At 39.1% G+C, this 21382-nt stretch carries 20 protein-coding genes; 9 read left to right on the top strand and 11 right to left on the bottom strand.

The annotated features are described in order from the left end of the window. The first annotated feature begins 165 nt into the window (after positions 1–165). Positions 166–1332, top strand: coding sequence for a chorismate mutase (locus HWV02_RS04275; protein WP_211689788.1), 1167 nt, complete (start codon positions 166–168; stop codon positions 1330–1332). Positions 1333–1440: 108 nt separating this feature from the next. Here the strand turns inward: HWV02_RS04275 and tyrA are convergent, their stop codons facing one another. After that, a complete protein-coding gene (gene tyrA / locus HWV02_RS04270; RefSeq protein WP_211689787.1) occupies positions 1441–2574 on the bottom strand; it encodes a bifunctional chorismate mutase/prephenate dehydrogenase in 1134 nt (377 codons plus the stop codon). Positions 2575–2635: 61 nt separating this feature from the next. After that, positions 2636–3703 carry a 3-deoxy-7-phosphoheptulonate synthase gene (locus tag HWV02_RS04265; protein ID WP_211674220.1) on the bottom strand — a complete coding sequence of 356 codons (1068 nt, stop codon included), beginning with the start codon at positions 3701–3703 and terminating at the stop codon, positions 2636–2638. Positions 3704–3989: 286 nt separating this feature from the next. Between HWV02_RS04265 and tal the strand changes: the two genes are divergently transcribed. Continuing rightward, entirely contained in the window at positions 3990–4937 is a 948-nt protein-coding gene (gene tal / locus HWV02_RS04260) for a transaldolase (protein WP_211678596.1), read from the top strand. Positions 4938–5036: 99 nt separating this feature from the next. Here tal and HWV02_RS04255 read toward each other — a convergent pair whose 3' ends face one another. Further along, entirely contained in the window at positions 5037–5717 is a 681-nt protein-coding gene (locus tag HWV02_RS04255; RefSeq protein WP_067039690.1) for a TIGR01621 family pseudouridine synthase, read from the bottom strand. Positions 5718–5984: 267 nt separating this feature from the next. Here HWV02_RS04255 and HWV02_RS04250 point away from each other — a divergent pair, with 267 nt between their 5' ends. From HWV02_RS04250 to HWV02_RS04240, 3 genes are read left to right on the top strand one after another with little or no spacing between them, the layout of a single operon-like run. Continuing rightward, positions 5985–6221 (top strand): SelT/SelW/SelH family protein, encoded by a 237-nt coding sequence (locus tag HWV02_RS04250; protein WP_249185537.1) that lies wholly within the window; start codon positions 5985–5987, stop codon positions 6219–6221. A 3-nt stretch (positions 6222–6224) separates the two neighbouring features. Beyond that, on the top strand, positions 6225–6929 hold the full coding sequence (locus HWV02_RS04245) for a M15 family metallopeptidase (RefSeq protein ID WP_211678594.1): 705 nt from the start codon (positions 6225–6227) through the stop codon (positions 6927–6929). A 59-nt stretch (positions 6930–6988) separates the two neighbouring features. Beyond that, on the top strand, positions 6989–7249 hold the full coding sequence (locus HWV02_RS04240; protein WP_211678593.1) for a DUF2897 family protein: 261 nt from the start codon (positions 6989–6991) through the stop codon (positions 7247–7249). A gap of 118 nt (positions 7250–7367) precedes the next feature. On the opposite strand, the gene bamC is transcribed toward HWV02_RS04240, so the two are convergent. Next, positions 7368–8492 (bottom strand): outer membrane protein assembly factor BamC, encoded by a 1125-nt coding sequence (bamC, locus tag HWV02_RS04235; protein WP_211689786.1) that lies wholly within the window; start codon positions 8490–8492, stop codon positions 7368–7370. A 27-nt stretch (positions 8493–8519) separates the two neighbouring features. Beyond that, complete coding sequence (dapA, locus tag HWV02_RS04230) at positions 8520–9398, bottom strand: 4-hydroxy-tetrahydrodipicolinate synthase (protein ID WP_211689785.1); 879 nt, start codon at positions 9396–9398, stop codon at positions 8520–8522. Positions 9399–9587: 189 nt separating this feature from the next. Here dapA and HWV02_RS04225 point away from each other — a divergent pair, with 189 nt between their 5' ends. Next, positions 9588–10127 (top strand): glycine cleavage system protein R, encoded by a 540-nt coding sequence (locus HWV02_RS04225; protein ID WP_211689784.1) that lies wholly within the window; start codon positions 9588–9590, stop codon positions 10125–10127. Positions 10128–10196: 69 nt separating this feature from the next. Here HWV02_RS04225 and HWV02_RS04220 read toward each other — a convergent pair whose 3' ends face one another. From HWV02_RS04220 to HWV02_RS04205, 4 genes are all read right to left on the bottom strand, one after another. Then, positions 10197–10763 (bottom strand): PepSY domain-containing protein, encoded by a 567-nt coding sequence (locus tag HWV02_RS04220; protein ID WP_255550592.1) that lies wholly within the window; start codon positions 10761–10763, stop codon positions 10197–10199. A gap of 372 nt (positions 10764–11135) precedes the next feature. Continuing rightward, positions 11136–13673 carry a M9 family metallopeptidase gene (locus HWV02_RS04215; RefSeq protein ID WP_211689783.1) on the bottom strand — a complete coding sequence of 846 codons (2538 nt, stop codon included), beginning with the start codon at positions 13671–13673 and terminating at the stop codon, positions 11136–11138. Between the two features lie 400 nt (positions 13674–14073). Further along, on the bottom strand, positions 14074–15171 hold the full coding sequence (locus tag HWV02_RS04210; protein WP_211689782.1) for an RNA-guided endonuclease TnpB family protein: 1098 nt from the start codon (positions 15169–15171) through the stop codon (positions 14074–14076). A 152-nt stretch (positions 15172–15323) separates the two neighbouring features. After that, positions 15324–15806, bottom strand: coding sequence for a DUF6314 family protein (locus tag HWV02_RS04205; protein WP_211689781.1), 483 nt, complete (start codon positions 15804–15806; stop codon positions 15324–15326). Between the two features lie 134 nt (positions 15807–15940). Here HWV02_RS04205 and bcp point away from each other — a divergent pair, with 134 nt between their 5' ends. The 3 genes from bcp to HWV02_RS04190 all read left to right on the top strand — a co-directional run bounded on the left by bcp (position 15941) and on the right by HWV02_RS04190 (position 19803). Beyond that, positions 15941–16450: a thioredoxin-dependent thiol peroxidase gene (gene bcp / locus HWV02_RS04200; protein ID WP_211689780.1), complete on the top strand. Its 510-nt coding sequence runs from the start codon at positions 15941–15943 to the stop codon at positions 16448–16450. 714 nt (positions 16451–17164) lie between these two features. Beyond that, positions 17165–19114: a discoidin domain-containing protein gene (locus HWV02_RS04195; protein ID WP_211689779.1), complete on the top strand. Its 1950-nt coding sequence runs from the start codon at positions 17165–17167 to the stop codon at positions 19112–19114. A gap of 290 nt (positions 19115–19404) precedes the next feature. Further along, positions 19405–19803 carry a hypothetical protein gene (locus HWV02_RS04190; RefSeq protein ID WP_211678586.1) on the top strand — a complete coding sequence of 133 codons (399 nt, stop codon included), beginning with the start codon at positions 19405–19407 and terminating at the stop codon, positions 19801–19803. A 10-nt stretch (positions 19804–19813) separates the two neighbouring features. Here HWV02_RS04190 and HWV02_RS04185 read toward each other — a convergent pair whose 3' ends face one another. Continuing rightward, a complete protein-coding gene (locus HWV02_RS04185) occupies positions 19814–20086 on the bottom strand; it encodes a hypothetical protein (protein ID WP_211678585.1) in 273 nt (90 codons plus the stop codon). A gap of 227 nt (positions 20087–20313) precedes the next feature. Further along, positions 20314–21375, bottom strand: coding sequence for an AI-2E family transporter (locus HWV02_RS04180; protein WP_211678584.1), 1062 nt, complete (start codon positions 21373–21375; stop codon positions 20314–20316). Positions 21376–21382 lie beyond the last annotated feature (7 nt).

The following is a 21382-nucleotide window of genomic DNA, read 5'->3' as shown; positions in this document are numbered from 1 at the left end:
AATAAGCGCAGCATAGGACTGCGCTTTTTTATTTCTGTAGTTTGCTCCAGACTCCTTGACTTTGCCCCGCTAGATAAATAAATTAAACAATCAATTATAAATAAATGTGCACTATTAGGCATCTATCCAAATAACCTTATAGAGTACGCACAAGGATCCTATTTCATGGCAGACCTCAACGATATTAGAACTCGCATTACCACGCTTGATAATAATTTATTAAAACTATTATCCGAACGCAGAGAATTAGCCATTGAAGTGGCAAAAAGCAAGCAATCGACGAGTAAACCAGTACGCGATCAAGATCGTGAACAACAACTACTAGTGCGTTTAATTAATCAAGGTCGTGCACTTGGTCTAGATAGCAATTACATCATGAACATTTACCATACAGTTCTTGAAGATTCAGTACTATTACAACAAGCCTTTTTACAAGAAATTAAAAATCCAAATGCCGCTGTATCGGTAGCACGCGTTGCTTTCTTGGGTGATAAAGGTTCTTACTCGAATCTTGCTTGTAAAAAATACTTTGCACGTCAAGACGACCGTTTAGTTGAATTAGGCTTCCCGACATTCCAACAAATCATCACAGCTGTAGAAAAAGGTCAAGCTGACTACGGCATGCTACCTATTGAAAATACCTCTTCAGGCAGCATTAATGATGTTTACGATCTATTACAACACACAACATTATCGATTATTGGTGAACTAACACAGCCAATTGAACACAGTTTAATCACTACTTGTGATACTGACTTGTCAAAAATTGAAACCATCTATGCCCATCCACAACCGTTTGCGCAGTGTTCATTGTTTTTAAGTGCACACCCACATATTAAAATTGAATTTGTGGACAGCTCATCAGCTGCAATGGCAAAAGTAAAAGAGCTTAACAGCGAAAATGTCGCTGCAATTGGCAGTATTACCGGTGGTGAATTGTACGGTTTACAACCTATTCGCACCGGTTTAGCAAATCAAACTGAAAACTACAGCCGCTTTATTGTTGTGGCACGCAAGCCCGTTGATGTTGCGGTACAAATACCAGCAAAAACCACCTTCACAATGTCTACAGGCCAACAAGCGGGTTGCTTAGTAGAAGCCTTGTTAGTATTACGCGAGCAAAACGTCAATATGACGAAATTAGAATCACGCCCTATCCAAGGTAACCCTTGGGAGGAAATGTTCTATATTGATGTCGCAGCTAATTTACAATCCGAAAAAATGCAAAATGTAATTAAACAACTTACCCGTATTACCAACCAGCTAAAAGTATTAGGCTGTTATCCGAGTGAAGATGTTACCGCTACAGATGTACCTGAAGAACTACTATAGTTTTATAAGTTCATGATTGTAATTTAAATGGCACATAAAAAAAGAGCATCATCGAGATGCTCTTTTTATTTGCCTTCAAAAAGATTAATTAAACTATTACGTCATTATCTACCCAAAGAACTGACGGTTATCGTTTGCTTGTAACAATAGGTTGCGGCTTTCTTGCAAGAATTGCGTTGAATAATCACCAAACCAATCTGATACCATTTCGAACGAACGGATGAAGCCCTCTTTATCATTACGCTCTAACATCTCGGCAGCTTGCATGAAACGCTCTGCATAACGGCGGATCATCGCCACATTATTCTCTGACGCTAAAATAATGTCTGCATATAACGTTGGGTCCTGTGCAAACAGACGCCCTACCATAGCTAATTCTAAACGATAAATTGGCGAACTCAGGTCCAGTAATTGCTGTAAATCTGGATTTTCTTCTGCCAAATGTGCGCCATATACAAACGTTGTAAAATGACGTAAGGCTTGGATCAAAGTCATCGCTTCATCATGTTGCTTCGAATCAACATCATAAATACGCGCGCCCCAGATCTGCATTTGCTCTAACAGCCACTGGTATTGATCTTTACCACGGCCATCACAACACACAATAACTTGCTTCGCCAAATTACCAACATCAGGGCCAAACATCGGATGTAAACCGACAACAGGGCCTTCATGCACATTCAGCATCGATTGCAACGGCTTATTCTTGATACTGGTGAGATCAGCCAATACACAACCTTTGGGTAAACGGCCTAACTTCGCAATAATAGTTTCTGTTAGATTAATGGGTACCGAGACAACCACAAGCCCTGCATTGGCAAATAAAGTGTCAGCATTATCCCAATCACCTTGCTCAAGAATATCAACCTGATAACCAGACAGACGGAACATACGCACAAACAGCATACCCAACTTACCCGCACCACCGATAACCACAATACGTCCCAAATCGGGTTTTACGGTTTTGAAACCTGAGTCTTTTTCAGATGCATACGACTCACGCATAACACGGCGTAATACATCTTCAATCAGATCTCCAGGCACACCTTTTTCTTCCGCTTCTTCACGTCGTTTTTCCAACATAGCGGTTTCACGTTCAGGTACATAAATAGGTAAGCCATGCTCACTTTTTATTTCACCGACTTCAGCCACTAACGCTAATCGTTGCGCTAATAAGTCAACCAACTGCTGGTCAACATCATCTATTTTATCTCTTAACTTACCTAACGGATCTAGTTCCACTGACCATGCACCTCATGACGTCCTTGTCGTACTATTTACTTAGATATGTACGACCTACAGACTATGTTCTTTTAGCTAAACAGCCACTTAATTCAATTGCTGTTTCACGTAATAATGTATCTGTCGTATCCCAGTCGATACATGCATCCGTCACCGAGACACCGTATACCATATCCTCAATCGGTTGTTCTGACGATTGATTACCACCCTTTAAGTGACTTTCAATCATGACACCGATAATCGACTTATTGCCTTCTTGGATCTGGTGAATCACATTTTTAGCCACTAATGGCTGTAATTCGTGGTTTTTATTTGAGTTAGCGTGACTGCAATCAACCATCAAGCTTGGGCGTAAACCCGCTTTGACCATGTCTTGCTCTGCTAATGCAACAGCAACTGAATCATAATTTGGTTGCTTACCACCACGTAAGATCACGTGACCATCAGGATTCCCCTGAGTTTGGAGTAATGCAACTTGACCGTCTTGATTAATACCCATAAAACGATGTGAATGTGACGCAGACTTCATTGCATTAATTGCGGTTGATAAGCTGCCATCAGTACCATTTTTAAAACCAACAGGCATTGAAAGGCCTGAAGCCATTTCACGGTGAGTTTGTGACTCAGTAGTACGTGCACCAATCGCAGACCAAGAAAATAGCTCAGCAAGGTATTGTGGACTAATCGGATCAAGTGCTTCTGTTGCTGTTGGGATCTCCATTTCAGCAAGCGTAATTAATAATTTACGCGCATTGATTAAACCCGTTTCAACATCAAATGAACCATCCATGTGTGGGTCATTAATTGCGCCTTTCCAGCCAACTGTTGTACGTGGTTTTTCAAAGTACACCCGCATCACGATATACAGCTGATCGCCTAATTCGTCATGCAGAGCTTTTAATTTGTGAGCATATTCTAACGCAGCTTTATCATCATGAATTGAGCAAGGACCACACACCACGAGTAAACGTTTATCTTTACCAGCGATAATATTAACAATCGTTTCACGAGCCGTTTGTATATAGCCAAGGGCATGATTCGAAATAGGTAATTTAACTTTTAACTCGGAAGGCGTCATCAATACTTGTTCAGAACAAATATGCACATTATTTAAAGTATCTTTTTCCATTACGTTGCTCATATATCCTATTTATTATATACAAATAACATACCGTAGCAGAATGTGATTGCAAGTAATATTTTTGTATACAAAACGTGATGAAAGCCTACATACTTTCGAATGAAGGTTGTGCTAAGATACAACTCAGAAATTACCGCTATTTCATTAAAGCTAAGATTCCCAAGCAGTCAGGTTTGCAGCAGTCTAGTTTTATAGTATTGACATTATAATCAATATTAATGATAGTGACGTAAGCCCTTACACCGATCAATAATATAATTGTGGAAATAAAATAATGAGTAACCAGTTAGAACAGCTAAGTAAATTAACCACTATTGTTGCAGATACAGGCGATGTGGACGCAATTAAATTATACAAGCCTCAAGATGCGACGACAAATCCATCACTTATCTTAAAAGCAGCTGCATTACCGGCTTATCAACCATTAGTAGCACAAGCAATTGCTTACGCTAAAGAAAATGCAACGCCAGAAACACAAGTAGCGCTTGCATGTGACAAACTTGCTGTATTAATTGGTAAAGAGATCTTAACGACAATTCCAGGTCGTATCTCGACAGAAGTTGACGCGCGTCTTTCTTATGACACTGAAGCAAGTGTGAAACAAGCGTTATTACTGATCGAATTATATAAAGCAGTAGGTATTGAAAAAGAAAACATCCTGATCAAATTAGCGTCGACTTGGGAAGGTATCCGCGCAGCAGAACAACTTGAAGCAATGGGCATCAACTGTAACTTAACGTTACTATTCTCTTTCGCACAAGCGCAAGCATGTGCTGAAGCAGGCGTATTCCTAATCTCTCCTTTCGTTGGCCGTATCATGGATTGGCACAAAGCGAAAACGGGCGAAACATATGAAGGCGCTAACGATCCAGGTGTTATCTCGGTAAGCACTATTTACAACTACTACAAAGCATCGGGTTATAACACGGTTGTTATGGGCGCAAGCTTCCGTAACACAGGTGAGATCCTAGCCCTTGCTGGTTGTGATCGTCTAACAATTGCACCACAGCTATTAGAAGAACTACAAAACTCTTCAGAGCCTGTAACACAAGCTCTATTCTCAGAAGTTGAACAAGTCGCACCAAAAGCGAAACTAACTGAAGCAGCATTCCGTTGGGATCACAGCCAAGATCCAATGGCAGTTGAAAAACTAGCTGAAGGTATTCGTAACTTCGCTATTGATCAAAACAAACTAGAAGCGATGATTGCTGACTTATTCTAATTTGAATACGCTTTTTAATTGCTAACAAAAACGGCCAACGCATTACTCGATAAAGAGTACTACGTTGGCCGTTTTTTATTTAGTCAGTCTAAAAAGTGATTATACTTTTGGCCAAGCTAATGTCTCAGGCTGTGCATAAGCAACTAATGCTTCTTTACATGCAGCAGTCTCAAACTCTTTACCACTGAATTCGTCAGCAACAAAACTAAAGTCTTCACCATCAAGGGTAAACTGTAAGCAATAAGCGTGTAAGTAAGCACGATCGTATTTCCAAGCATCAGCACTTTGATACAGCGGGTCACCGCAAATAGGGCTGCCTAGGCTGTTTAATGCAACGCGTAACTGGTGCGTCTTACCTGTGTGTGGTTTTAATACCACTAAACGCTTGCCATCACCGATGCTTTGCGTGAAGAACTGCGTAACAGCAGGGCTAGTTAGCGTTTTAGTTAAACGCCACATGCTGCGACGTGAACGTTCCATATCGCCTTTCACTAAACCTTGTTTTTTCTTTGGCTTGCTATCGATAACACCCAAGTAATATTTTTGGATTTCGTGCAATTCAAATAACTTCGCTAATTTAGCAGCCGCTTCTGATGATTTAGCCAGTAACAACAACCCTGATGTCACTTTGTCTAGACGGTGTACTGGAAAAACTAATCTGCCAATATCCTTTCTGACGATAGAACAAATACCATCAACGCCGTCTTCATCATGAAAACCAATGCCCGCTGCTTTGTTGATAACCAAGAAATCGTTATTCTGAAATAAAATGCTATACATTAAAAAAACCGATGCTGAAAATGAGGCCGAAGTGTACCCTAAATAAGCAATATACCCAAGCTACTTAAAGATGCACAACCAGCAAACCGGATGAAGAGTATATTCAAAGCATCAAATAACTTGGGTATAAAAATCATATCCACCAGCAACTATTGACGTTAAGATAAGTAATAGCGCTAGGATAAGTAGCATTAATAAAAGAGGAACTTACTTGTGTCAGAGATCAAAGCTGAAATTGATATTTACTATTGCCGACAGTGTAACTGGATGTTGCGCTCTACCTGGCTTACACAAGAACTCCTGCATACTTTTGGTGAAGAAATAAGTAAAATAAGCTTACACCCGGACACAGGCGGTCGCTTTGAGATCCATTGCAACCAGCAACTGATTTGGGAACGTAAACAAGACGGCGGTTTCCCCGAAGCCAAAGTATTAAAACAACGAGTTCGTGATATTATCGCCCCAGAACGCGACCTCGGCCACAATGACCGAACGGTAATATAGTCAATGACAACATCAATAGTTTCCCCCCCATTGACTGAACTTGAATTAACAGGGCAAGTAGAAAGTCATGTGATTGAACTACCGTCACAACCTAATCTTATTCACCAGCAAGTATTAGCTGCATTTCAACAGTTACAAGCGCGGGCAAAACACGCTGGATTCAATCTCGATGTAGTATCGAGTTTTCGCTCTTTTGAACAACAACTGCATATTTGGAATAATAAATTTAGTGGCCTAAGACCCATTCTGGATAATGACAGTCAGCCATTAGATCCAACTATACTTAGTGAAGAAGAAAAAGTATTCGCTATATTACGTTGGTCGATGCTACCCGGCGCAAGTCGCCATCATTGGGGTACTGAAATAGATGTGTGTGACTACAGCGCGTTACCTCAGGGTTATCAATTACAACTGGTCCCACAAGAATATGACGAAGGGGGCTATTTAGCGTCGCTTTCTGCTTGGCTAGATGACAATATTGCCGACTGTGGTTTCTATCGCCCCTATCGACAAGACCTCGGCGGCGTATCACGCGAGCCTTGGCATTTAAGTTACTTACCCATAGCAGTAGAAGCACAAAAAGAATACACATTAGCGCTAGTCATCGACACTATCCGCAATGCGGACATTCATGGTAAAACAGCTATTTTAACGAATATAGAACGTATTTATACCCAGTACATAAGTAACGTTTCAGCACCTAATTAATATCGAGCAACAGTGCTCAATTACGATTAGATAACGCTCGCATAACAACAGGAGGATTTATGGTTTGGCTCATTATTCTAGTGGCCTTAGGTTTTATTATAGGGTCGATCATGGCGTTAAAATATACCGCAAACATGAAAATGAAGATACCAGAAGAAATTGAACACCAATTTAACAAAAGCTTACACCTTGATGCTGGTGAAAATGCCAAAGCATTGGCGGATGATGAAGACGAGCAGCAAGAATATAACAATGAATACCGTAACGAATACGATAAAAAACCAATGCCAGATAACGACAAGAAAGACACAGACAAATAACATTCAATAACTGCTATGTCACGATTACCTATAACAACATCGTAATAAAAAGGGCCTATGTACTGATACATAGGCCCTTTTTTATTCAATGACTAACACGCAAGGTGTGTAAGTGCGATTATTCAGCCGCTTTCTCGGCACGTAATACATCTGCCGCGTCTTTCAAACTAATAAATAATTGGCTCATCACTTCAGCTGACAAAGGTTGCTTATCGTCACCAAAGAAAGCAATTGAAGTATGCCCATTAATTTCACCGACTTGAATGCGGTAATCATCTTCCGCTAATGTCACGCGTGTGATCTTATTGTCAATCCAATAATCATCAGTTTGTTCGTCAAAGCTTATTAACATCGTGGCTGCCAGTTTATCTTCATCTTCAACCGTCATCCCTACTTTGTTTAATACCATTGGTAATAATTTCCAAGCATCATCAAACGGAATATTCAATGTAATAACAGGGTGTTTCTGATCAACAAAATCAATTTTAAGTTTCGATGCTTTTTGTTGTTCAGTTTCTTTGTTTTTACCCTCAATACGATCAATTTCGTAATAGATATTAAGTAGGTTTAACATTTGAACAGCAAAACGACGGCTATCGCCTTTACTTAATACATTATCAACCTTAGTTCCATCTAAACGTTCTTCATGGTCAATCAAGTCCACTTGCAGACCCACAGTACGTTTATTTACTCCCGTTAATAGCGTGAACTTATAACGTTGCTTTAATTCGTATTCAGATACTTCTCTAAATTCATCAAAGGTATCGTAGTTAATTAACCAATCCGTTTCTAGTGTATGATTCACGTCATCGAGTTTAGCAATAGCGACTTTTTTATCGGCTAAGAAATTCGCTAACAATGTCCAGACCTGCGCAGAAATATCATCTTGTGAACTACGGCTATTAAACCAAACCGTGACATTTTCACTGCCTTCTTGAACACGTACTAATGGTGACAACGCCAATATTTGTACCGGAGAACGCACATCAACAGCCTTACCCATAGGGTAATCTTCAGTCCCTTCGGCTAATTCAGGCACATCAAAACGCTGTGTATACAAAGGCGCATCAAGTCCGTCTGCAATCACCAATTCTGGTTTGACTGTTTGATTTAAATATTCAAATTCTTGATTTGCTTGACGTCTTGTATCTGTTCCTGAACAAGCACTGACTAAAATAGCACACGCGATAACGCTATAACGCTTCGCGGTAGTCAAGCGGTGACCTGTTAATGACATAGTCATAGTATTAATATTCCCTAATTCAAAAATTTATGCGTCCACTGCAAGCGCGAGTGCCGCACTCACTTGAGCATGATATTGCTGATCTAATTCAATTAATGGTAACCGTAAATTAGCCGTTGTCGTCAAAGATAACTGTTTACACGCCCATTTTACCGGGATTGGGTTAGCTTCGACAAATAAATCTTGGTGTAAACGCATTAATTTATTATTAATTTCAGTCGCTTCTTCGCGCAGTCCCGCTAATGCAAACCCGCACATACGGCTCATGGCATCCGCGGCCACATTACTGGTAACAGAAATAACCCCGTTACCACCTTGCAACATAAACTCACAGCCCGTTGCATCATCCCCACTATATAGTAAAAAATCATCCGGTAGGAAAGGCTTAAGCTGAGTCAAACGCATTAAATCACCGGTAGCATCTTTGATACCTATAATAGCATTAAGTTCCGCTAATCTAATCACGATCTCATCACCAATGTCACAACCTGTACGACTCGGTACATTATACAAAATCTGAGGTAAATCACAGGCTTCAGTTATCGCTTTGTAATGCTGGTATAAGCCTTCTTGAGTTGGCTTATTATAATAAGGCGTGACACAAAGTCCCGCAGTTACGCCTAGTTTGTGTAACTCTTGACTTAATGTAATGGCGTTTCGGGTACTGTTTGACCCTGAACCAGCAATAATAGCGATACGACCTTGCGCCATGTCCAGTACTTCTTTTACCACGGAAAGGTGCTCATCTTGGGTGAATGTGCACGACTCGCCAGTGGTACCTAACACTGCAAGCGCTGAAGTATTGCTCTGGATATGATATTCAACTAAACCTTGTAAAGAGCAAAGATCGACGTCTCCGTTGTCGAGCATAGGAGTAATAAGTGCGACGATATTACCTGTTAACATATTGGCCTTGTGATAACTAACTATAAAACACGTGGCATAGTAATAGTACCAGTCGGTTGCCGCAAGCATATTTTGGCTATATGCATGACAACATCAATATGCTGGTTGATAAGCTTACGGATTGTTGCATCTTGAAGTTGCTTGGGTATATCATGCACTACTTGTTTACTTTAATTTATCAGGAAGAAAATGACGCAAAATTTAGTTATCACCGCCCTTGGCAGCAACAGTCCCGGTATCGTACATAAACTGATTGGACACGTAAGTAATTGCGGCTGTAATATCGTTGATAGCAAATTGGCTATTTTTGGTAATGAATTTACCTTAATGATGCTTCTGTCTGGCGAATGGAATGCCATGATCCAACTTGAATCAAGCTTGCCATTAAAGAGCCAAGAACTCGATTTAATCACCATGATGAAACGCACCGAGCATCACGAACCGATTAGTTACGCTTATACCATTGAAGTAGAAGTGACAATCCCTGATTCAACAGGTCTTATCGAACAGTTCACCTTATTCTTTACCAAGAATAATCTTAATTTAGCGGGATTACGCTCAGAAGTATTAAGCAGTGATAAAAGTTCGGACGTGTTAAAAGCTAATTTCACTTTAAATACTACGCATGGCTGCGATCTTGTGCAATTAGAAGCCGAACTTGCAAGTCTTTGCCAGTATTTAGATGCCGATTATCAATTCATTGTTGAAAGTAAAACAACAACATCTTAAACAAAAAACGCGGTTAATCGCCAATATACTAACCGCGCCTAATCTTATTATCTCAGACAGTACAACATATTAATTCATCGATGATGACAAGTTTAGACTCACGTCCCTTACTTCCAACTTCTTACGATTTTTACGTCTCAATATATACGGCATTAAGAACATATATATCCCGGTTATCCACAGCATCAGTAAAATCACTGCAGCAGGTAAAAATAGCCATAATTTAGCATGTTCATGAAAAAATGAGCCATCGTGTAACGATTCAATTAAATCTGAACGTCGATATTCCACTTGCAATATCTTACCGCTGATATTATCAATTTGGATTTCAACTTTGTTTTTAGCCTTTACTTTCACAATCCCTTTAGAAGGTCTAACATCCATACGACTTACGTTTTTCCAGCTCTGAATCTCAGCTTCAGGTACCGTGCTAGCGATATCTAATATTTGTTGAAAAGATAATTGTGGCACTTTGCCCTCCCCTTTCATGCTCGCGGGTTGAACCCAAGTGAATTCTTTTTTTACTTGCAGTAATAATCCACTAATCAGCACAACCAATATAGGCAGCGCGATAATTGCCGCTCCCCAATAGTGCGTTTTACGGTTGACCCGTTTCCAATTTACTTTTTTCATCATACTTCCTTGTCATCGAATTTAGGCCCAAAATGCCAAACAACAAGAAGTGTAGTGATAATCATTGCTATTTACAACTATAAGATAGGTATTATGAAAGACTAGTAGACACCACCACTTAAATAGATAAATCTACACAATTCGAACCCTCCAAAATAAACAACTACCAAGTCCAGTTTAAATTTGAACATCAACTAATACATACTCTCAATACGAAATTTAGGCCTGATTATTTTATCCGCTAAAAAACTATTTCTTAAACCAGCCTAACCTTTAACTCCCAATTTATTATTCGTACGGCTAAAAAGATTCAAAATATGTTTATGATTCCTCTTCATTAAGCGAGGAATCATAAACATAAAAATTCAGACTATGCTAATAGGTTGAAACCTTTACTCTCACATTTCTGTATGCTTCCGCGGCATCTAAAGTGAGATATGCCCAGCCTTTACTGGCATGCACTGTAATTTCTTCACGATTACCACTATTGGTTGAGAATTGTTGATAGCTATCTTTTGATGCCCAAGTAACGCCACTATAATAAAGATTTACATCACCTTCACCACCTTCAGTACTAAAAAACAACGTCGAATCATCTTCGACATAGTAAGCAAAGTACTCAGTATCTTCAGAGGTAACACAAACTGCTTGACCTGCCGTTAACGTGCCGTCAGCATCTTCGCTAGCGCTACAGGTGTTATTCGGTAACTGAGGTGCGATATTACTAACCAATAGTTTTATGTGGGAAAAATCGACTTCTCCTTTGACCGTCAAGTATACCCAACCCGCAGACACATCCGCTCTGATCAGCTCATAATTCCCTTGCTGTACTGACGATAAAGTATAATTGGTATCAGTTGCCCATGAGCTGTCATTAAAATAAAGATCAGCATTACCACTGCCACCCTGCGTAGACAAATACAGGGTGCCAGCTTCTTCTACATAAAAGTAATAATAAGCTAAATCAGTACCAGACAGACCACAGATAGGTGTATTAAGACTTAAAGCACCATTCGCTTGTTCAGGAGTAATACACGCGCCTATGCTATTACCACCATTATTGTTATTACCACCGCTATTACTATTGCCAACTTCCGTCAACCAATAACTAAAATCTGAATTATAAATGTCACCAATAGATAACATATAACTGGCGTAGTTACTGAAGTTACCTTGCCGTAATTCATTCAAAATATTGTTAACTTCCGCAGCATGTTTTTCAAACATATAACGAACGGCTAGATAACCACCACGGTAAACTCTTTCCTGACCACTGTTGTAATCATTCATAAATAATTCATTTAATTGATAATTATTGTTCTTACCAACTTCAATTGCATCACTATTATCATCACCGTGTGATATGTACTCCGCAAGGCCTTCAATCCACCAGATAGTCGATTCTTTTGTTGAGTCGTTAAAATCACCTTTAATATTGTAGCGCCCATCAAGATAATGAACATACTCATGCTTAAGGTTCCAAACTTCAAAGCGCTCAGTGATCCAATCCGCTTCATAGGCAATAAAACGTGCTTGATTATTAGCAGCAGAAGGGTCACCCTCCAGATACATGCCACCGTTATCAGTACTAATACCAAAAATAGTACCCGCGTACTGTTTATAATTAGCAGAATCATTAAAGATCACGACTTCCAGAGTCGAATTATGATCATCCGTCACTGGTTGATAACCCGTATTAAGTTTTGCGTGGAAGTAAATCTCTTCCTTCGCCATTTGTTCACACGATTGCTCCAACTCACTCTGAATCATAGACTGAGCACGGATCTGAATTGTCGGACTACATGTATAACTTATAGGAAGGACTTCTTGCTCTAATTGTTTTTCATAACCACAGATATTGTATTCTTCACAATTACTGTAATAGTCCACCATTTCTGCAGCTGCTAACCAGATACCGGTTCCCCGACCACTCATACTATAATCACGAAGTAATTCAAGTAAGTAAGGTTTTACCTTATTTTGTACTGAAGGCGCATAGTTAAGCATACGCCCCAGCTCTTTCGCTGCATTGTTGATTAAATACTCATTATCTGTACCGATAAGATAATCCTGCTTATCAATAAACACTTTGAGGGCATCAACAATACTATTATCTTTTGCAAGATGTTCAGAAAAATCATCTGCCCATTGGCCTCGCCATAGGATAGTAAATACCGAGTTAACCGACGCACTCATATTGCGTGAATCATTCCAGCTATTATCAAAACGTGCCAGCATATCTTTCACAATATAAATAAAATCGGCATTGTGACCAGAACTATCCACCAACGTTAATACTTCAGAAAGCACTCTGCCGTGTTCATCTGTTACATCAATAAAATGTTCATTTTTGAAAAATTCATCTAATGCGTTCAAAGACGACTGCTTCATCTCATCGGAGTAATCACCGACAGCATCTCGTTGATAATATTGAACGTAGTAACCTGCCCTTAAGAACATCACTAAATTAAGAATGTTATTATCGTTATTGCCCTTGTAACAGCTACTCGCTGAACGGAAAGAATTCATAATTGTGAGCATATTATTTTCATTAAAAATATTGGCTGCATCGGAGTCAGTTACAGAAAATTGTTTATTAATACAGTCGCTGGAAATCCCAGTCACGTAATCGCTCAAACTCCTGCCTGTTCGGCTGCTAAATTCAGTTACGGAACAACTTTCATTAATATTTGGTATTGCTGCATCCGACAACATAGTAAACCGCTTTAGGCGAGGATAGGTTGTCAGCTCAGGTAATGTCATTGGGGGACGTTCGGTTACATTCTGCATCTGTGACAACGGTGGATGCTGAGTATTGACTATAGATAATTGGCTTTTTGATGCTATACCGCCTGCCTGAGCAAATCCGATAGCCATCAAACCTACAACAATTAACAAGAAATATTTTTTCATTACAAACTCCATTTACAATGCTGTTAATTAAAAATAAAAAACCTTATAAATACAAAACCTTATTATTAATACATTGTTATTTAGTGATGCGGTAGCGGTAAAATGCATCTCATAAAGAGCTCATACCACTTTGGAGGTGTAATTGTAATTGGATTGGATTGGATTTTTTAGTTCATGAAACCTAACAAGTAGTTACATTACAAATAGAGTATGTTTTAAACACATAGTTATAGATCTAAACATTGAAGCTCCCCTACCTCGCTTCGCGCCCGACAAGTCGGGGAAGGAAGGGGATTCTTGTCGTCAACGGCTTAAGCATTGCAATATTAAATTGCGTTAGTCTTCCAAAACCTCTTACAAAGCGTTTAACGTGTCGGTACTACCTACCGCCACAAATGACTTAAGCGGCTAGCCTTAACCCTTCTCTGTGGATATTGATAGCCGCATTTTCGTCCCTGTCGTGTACTGCTCCGCACTTGCAAGTCCAATTTCTAATCTTTAAAGACCACTTGCCAGAATACAGCAACCCGCACTCATTGCACATTTTACTTGACGGAAACCACTGGCTAATAGCTGATACTTTACGCCCGTACCAATCCGCTTTATATTCTAATTGTCTTACTATTTCACCGAAATTAGCATCGTGGATATGTTTAGATAGCTTACGGTTCTTAACCATATTTTTGACCTTCAACGACTCGATGCCTATCACTTGGTTTTCGTTTATAAGTGTCGACGTCATTTTATGGGTAAAGTCTTTACGGCAATTGGCTATCTTTTCGTGAATCTTAGCAAGGGCCAATTTTTGTTTATTGAAGTTATTAGAGCCTTTCTTCTTTTTGGCTAATTTGCGTGATGCCTTGGCGAGTTTCTTCGCGTATTTATTGGTTAATCGTGGGTTATTGAACTTTGTTCCATCCGAACAAATCGCTAAGTCTTTAATACCGACATCAACACCGACGGTCTTGTTCACGACTGGTAGCTGCTTAACATCTTCTTTTACAAGCATTGATACAAAATATTTACCTGATTTTGTCTTCGATACCGTTAATGAACTGGGTGTGCCAGTAAATGTACGTGACCATTTAATCTTTAATGCTTGCTTCATCTTGGCGAGTGTTAACGATTGCTTGTCCGCGCTCCATTTGAAGCCGTTACTCATATAGCTAGCAGATTGATTACCGTGTTTATGTTTAAACTTAGGGTAACCAAAACCTGATTTAAAAAATGACTTAAAGCCTTTATCGAGATGCTTTAGTGATTGTTGCAATGGCACGCTAGAAACAGCTTTCAACCATGAAAAGTTGGGATTCTTTTTAAGCTGAGTGAGGTTTTTACTCCAATCGTTATAATTGGTTTTATTACCCAATTCGTATTGCGCTTTAGAGAAGCCAAGCGCTGAATTGTAAGCGAAACGAACACAACCAAATGTATGAGCAAGTATTGTTACCTGCTCATTGTTTGGGTAGAACCTGTATTTATACGCAATAAGTTTCAATTTTCAGCACCTTACATAACTGTATTTATATACAGCACTAAGTTCTAAACGTAGACTCTATGTGAAAATATGTCAATATTAATAACAAAACAAAGTGCTTATTGCTACGCAATAATGACTTACATCACCGCCCTAAAGGACAGTGTTTTTCGTCAAAGGTGATAAATATAATCTAAAACTTCACACTTCTTAGGCCCCTGAATACGCCACTGCATCACAAGACTGTCTGGGGATAATGCAAACGAGGCATCGTAATTATCTGCCGCGCATTGATGTGACTGACGCGTGACTAATTCACCTTGCCCATTTTCAATAATATCAAACAAAAATACCGGTTTATCCCAGCCAAATCGTAAATGGGTTAACCGAATATAGTCGCCCTCGAATTGCCACAAATATTGATTGTGCATGGGTACTTTACGATCGGCTGATACGTAATAATCGCCACGCTCGATAGTTTCAACAATGGCACCCGATTCAGGCTTGCTCGGTTCTGTTTCACCACTACTGCGGCGTTTAATTAAGCCCTGCCCTTCACCTTGCCAACCCGTAACGGATTCATTGTCAGCGTTAACTTTAAAACTAAACCGGTTCAAACGATTAAGCAGAGTCCACAATTGCGTCAATGTTTGCACTGTTACCTCATTAAATAATATTTATCACTGTTTTATTAATACGCTAATGTCGATTGCCAATAGCCCCTTGTCGAGATGCAAAAACTACCGCACAATAGCCACATACGATTTATTCATAGTTAGGACTCATATTCATGCAAACTTTAAAGTCTGGTGATAAAGCACCATCGTTTACTCTGCTCAACCAACATAATGAAAGCATTTCTCTTGATTCATTCGCAGGCAAAAAAGTCCTAGCTTATTTCTATCCAAAAGCAATGACACCGGGTTGCACAACACAAGCGCAAAAGATACGTGATCATATCACAGCATTAACGGCGTTAAATGTAGAAGTCGTTGGCATTAGTCCAGATGAAGTGGTTCGCCTAACTAAATTCAGTGTTCGTGATGAATTAAACTTTAGTCTACTTTCAGATCCAGACCATGCAGTCGCAGACGAGTTCGGCATCTGGGGCCTGAAAAAGTTCATGGGTAAAGAATTTGATGGTATTCACCGTCTGTCTTTCTTAATCGATGAACAAGGTGTTATTGAACATGTATTCACTTCAGCATCGCTAAAAGCTGTGCCATTAGAAGGTGACTACAGCAAATTTAAGACTAAAGACCATCACCAAGTAGTATTGGATTATTTAGCCGCTAAATAATCGGTTAATGACATGCCTACCATTTGTAGAACTATAAAAGACCTCCTGTAAGGAGGTCTTTTATTTACAGTTTCAATACAAATAAACCAAATACTATATTAAGACTTAGGATTTAGCGCTTCTATAACACCGCTAGAATCACCGCCGAAATTCTGAACCCCCAAGTAACCACTGAGCCATCTTCTTTTATTGCCGCAAAAGCCCAATCATTAGAGAAAATAGATTTCACATTAGTTAACTCTACATTAGACAATCATTGAGGAAGTGATGAGTAATACCATAATCGCGCCCTTTATTCAGTTCGATTACAGTAAACTAACAATGAAATAAGCTTACGCTTGCCTTTCAATATTCTGAAAATGTGAAATACCTTGCCATTATAAAAATTGAAATGTGATTTATATAGATTTAGATAAATAGCTAAAAATATCAACACTGCTACGTAAACCCTTGTAGTGTAAAACTTTATATTTCACTTAGTTATAATTTAACACGAATTAAATTTCTAATTTTTATGTCTACGGCTTATATAAGTGAAGAGGTATTTCACGCTGTTAGGTACTACTGAAGTGACACAAATCACAAACCAACGGAAAGGAATCTCTATTTTAGTGAATTAGAAGTAATACACAAACACATCCAATAATAGGTACTACCATATGAATACATGACGATATAAACGTCACTAATTTGTATCATAAAAAAGGGAATTTAATGATGAGAAAATTTGAAGTCGGAACTCTGTTACTGACCTTACCACTCTTCTGTTTTGATGCCTTAGCTAACTCAGCCAATAAGCTTGATGTTGCAGGAGAAATAAACACCCAAGTTATTGACTCAGTAAGCTTTAAGACATTATCTAATCGTGAAATTTTTACTGCCCGAAACGGATATAAATTTTCAGACATTACAGTCGAGATTATTACCGACACTACAATTCATCCGACTCCATTTTTGCGTATTAACAACTCAACGCCGCGTAGTTTAACGCAATTAGCTATGCTTATTAATGATACGCCTAGATCCATTTCACAAACTATTTTACCGTTTCATTCGATCGATGTTGCACTCGACGAACTAAGCCAAACTGATGTAGTGGTTTTTCTAGACCCTGTGACTTTGTATCAACCAAATGTGTCTAGATATACGGATGATGCTACCGATGAAGATATTTACAGCTATACCTTGATGCAAACGGGTTTAAGAACAATTTACAGTAAAAAACAAACTAAACACGATTATTTTGGTTACTTCAAATACATCCGTGGTGAGGCACCTGAATCCGCTTATGATAAATGGCGTAGAGTCGTGACAACCGAGGAACAATTAGAATATAGGGTTAACCAATCAGGGTCCGCTGGGGTTGCGAGTAATACCTGGCTATCAATCAACTGGCCTTTACCTAGGTTTAATGCCGATAGAAGTCAAATTGGCGTATACCGTATTCTTTCTCACGAGCGCGCACACTCCAATGGTTTTAGTCATAGCAGTGGTATGGCTTATGGCTGGGATGACTATGTACAGAACTATGTGATTGACTTAAGAGCCAATAACGAAATAGTTAATGATGTTATGCCACTCGAAGATGCCAAAGTGTATTGGTATTATAATGAGGGGAAATTTAAAGCTTACTCACATGACATTATCTACACCCTTGAAAATATTGATCTAATTTATACAAATAGCATAGTAAGAAGTGCCACAATAAATAATGACGAAATTAATATAGATTTGCTGCCACACATCGATTTTAATAAAAAAGTACTGCTCAGTGCGGATATACAGGATGAGGACCAGTTGATTAGCTATATTTTACCTACTGGTTTAACTAACTTAGCATTGCACAAGCCAGTAACCGCTTCATCTCAAGCTGAAACTAACAGACCCGCCAGCTATTTAACCGACGGTAAGATGTCAGAACATACGGCAACAAGTAAGGGGCGAGATCAATGGCTAGAAGTCGATTTAGAAACCGCCACCAATATCGGGTCTGTTGTTCTATATAATAGATCATATAAAAGTAGCAGGGCGAAGGGCGTTACTTTATCATTACTCGATGAAAATAAAATAGAAGTGTGGAAATCATTACCGTTAGTAAACCAATCCCAATGGGTGTTTAATTCCACGATTAGTGGTTTCAATGGCAATGATGCTAGATATATAAAAATAAATAATACTAACAAGCATTTAACTTTTATGGAGTTAGCGGTTTATAAAGAAGACACCCTGCCAGGCACACTTCCTGAACAGCCTCCTTTACCAGCGGCACCTATCAATGTAGCATTGAATACAACCGTTACAGCTTCATCTATTTATAGTAAAGGCAGGCCAACCAGTAACTTAGTCGATGGTAAAACGAATACGATGGCAGTCACTCAAAATCAAGGTCTGCAATGGCTCGAAATTGATTTAGAAACAGAACAAAACCTAGGCGCGATCGTGTTAGAAAATCGACATAATGGGTATCAATACAGAACTATCGGCGCTTCACTGTCTGTATTAGATCAAGATAGAAATGAAATATGGTCAACCATATTAGATGATAGTCCAAGGTGGTTTTTTGATTCAGATACAGGCTTTAGTGCAGTTAACGCGAGATATATACGTCTAGAGCAGACAGATCAATATATTAATGTTGGTGAAATTAGAGCCTATTTGCAATAACAATATTATAAGTATCCACCTGCTAGCGATAACTTACAGTGATGAGACCGTAAACTTAGCCTTAGATTAAAAGGTTAAGTTTACTCATCAACCAGCCCACTTAGAAAAATAATCTTTATTCCTTGCCCTAAATTAAAATACCCATAGAATCAGCTGTATATTTTTAATTAACAATTAACAATTAACAATTAACAATTAACAATACATAACAGGAATGCACACGTTTTCAAGTCTATCTTGATAAATAGGGCTTCCTATAATACAAATACTATATTTCAGGAGAAGTCTGCGTGTTTAAATTTCTACTTCCAGTTTTAATATTGATATCTTGGTTCGCTCAAGCTGAAGACAACGAGGCTCTAACAGTTGACCGTGCAGTATCACAAAATATCCAACTCGCTTTCCCAAACGATTATAATGTTGACCCCAAAATAGGTGACTTCGAAATCGTTAACTATATACTCATGAGTAATGACGCTGGCGAACGCTGGGCTGTAATTACACTCACTAATTTATCATCCGGTAATCGAGAGTTTAATAATGAGCACTTAATCGCTTTATTTGCTGACGGTAGCCGCATGAGCCCACTTCAATATAAATTAAACTTTAGAGGTCGAGAAACTCAGTCAATTACAGTCTCATTTGGAGAACATAAATTTCCAATATTGAGTATTTCCTCAAGAAATTAAATATAAAAACCTAATCAACTAATCCATTACGCTTCAAGCCACGCCTGACATTTTTGCACAATTTACCAACGCGGTTTAATTCATCAAATGTCGGGGCTGTGCCCTGCTTAACTTGGTCTTCCCAATAGCAAAGTTCACTATCGACTAATTCTAATAATTTTTTCGGACAGCCTTCGCAAGAGTCACCACAAATACTGGCCTCTGGTGCATAGAAAGGAAAAACGCCACGCACTTCTTCAATAAGATTTATCATTGCTAGAGAGAGATTAGGTTTTTGACTCATAATTTTTACTCATAAAGAGACCGACTCAGAACAATAAGGGAAGTTTTAACTGAGAATATCGTGATTTTGGAGGCGTGATTATAGCGCCTCACCTCACAAGACAATTTGATATTAGTCACTTCTAGGAGGGAAACTCAATAACCACTATTAACCGCATATCAACCGAAACGTCAAGAAAAGAGTAAACCAGTCAATAGCCCTTTAAACGCTATTGACTGGTTATAATATTAAACTTCTGCAGCGATTCGTTTAGGCCACGCGTTAAATACAGCTTTCACTAAGGTCGCTAATGGGATAGCAAAAAACACGCCCCAGAACCCCCACAAACCACCAAATAATAATACCGACATAATAATCGCGATAGGGTGTAGGTTCACCGCTTCAGAGAACAATATTGGCACTAACAAATTGCCATCAAGAGCCTGAACAACCCCATAAGCAATCATCATATAAGTGAATTCGGGCGTTAATCCCCACTGGAATAAACCCACGACTATCACTGGAACGGTCACCACGGCAGCACCAATGTAAGGAATTAATACCGAGAAACCAACCAATACAGCGAGCAGCGCCGCATATTGTAAATCGGTAAAGAAGAACACCAACCAAGTGCTAAAACCAACAATGATAATTTCAAATACTTTACCACGAATATAATTGGCAATTTGACCATTCATTTCGGTCCAAACTTCCATCGCCAGCCGACGATTCTGCGGCAATATTTTCACTAAACTGTTCACCAAAACACGCTTATCTTTAAGCATAAAGAACACTAATAGCGGTACTAAAATTGAGTAAATCAAGATCGCGGCAAGATCAAATAACGACGCAAAAGAAGCGCTAACAATCGCTTCACCAGACCCGACGATATGTTCCTGCAAAGTCAGTAACGCCGCTTTGATTAATTCTTCGTTAAATACATCAGGATTTTCTTTCGGCAACATCAGTAAAAATTCCTGACCTTCCTTAAGCATCGTTGGCATCGCTTTAACCAGATTCACACCTTGATGCCATACAGTTGGTACCAAGCCCAATGTGAGCATCACCATCATGGTGACAAATAACATTAGAATGATCACCGTGGCCCAGGTTCTGGATAACCCTAAACGCATTAACTGCATTAATGGCCAATCCAGTAAATAAGCTAACACAACAGCGACTAAGAAAGGTGTAATTAACCCGCCAATAAAATAAATAACCGAAAAGCCAAATACTAACAGGAGAAATAAAGTAACGGCATGCGGGTCAGAAAAACGTTCCTGATACCAACGAGATACGACAGAGATCATAAATTAT

Origin of the sequence: Moritella sp. 28 (assembly GCF_018219435.1) — a bacterium.
Classification (GTDB): domain Bacteria; phylum Pseudomonadota; class Gammaproteobacteria; order Enterobacterales; family Moritellaceae; genus Moritella.
This window is presented reverse-complemented; position numbering and strand designations above follow the sequence as displayed.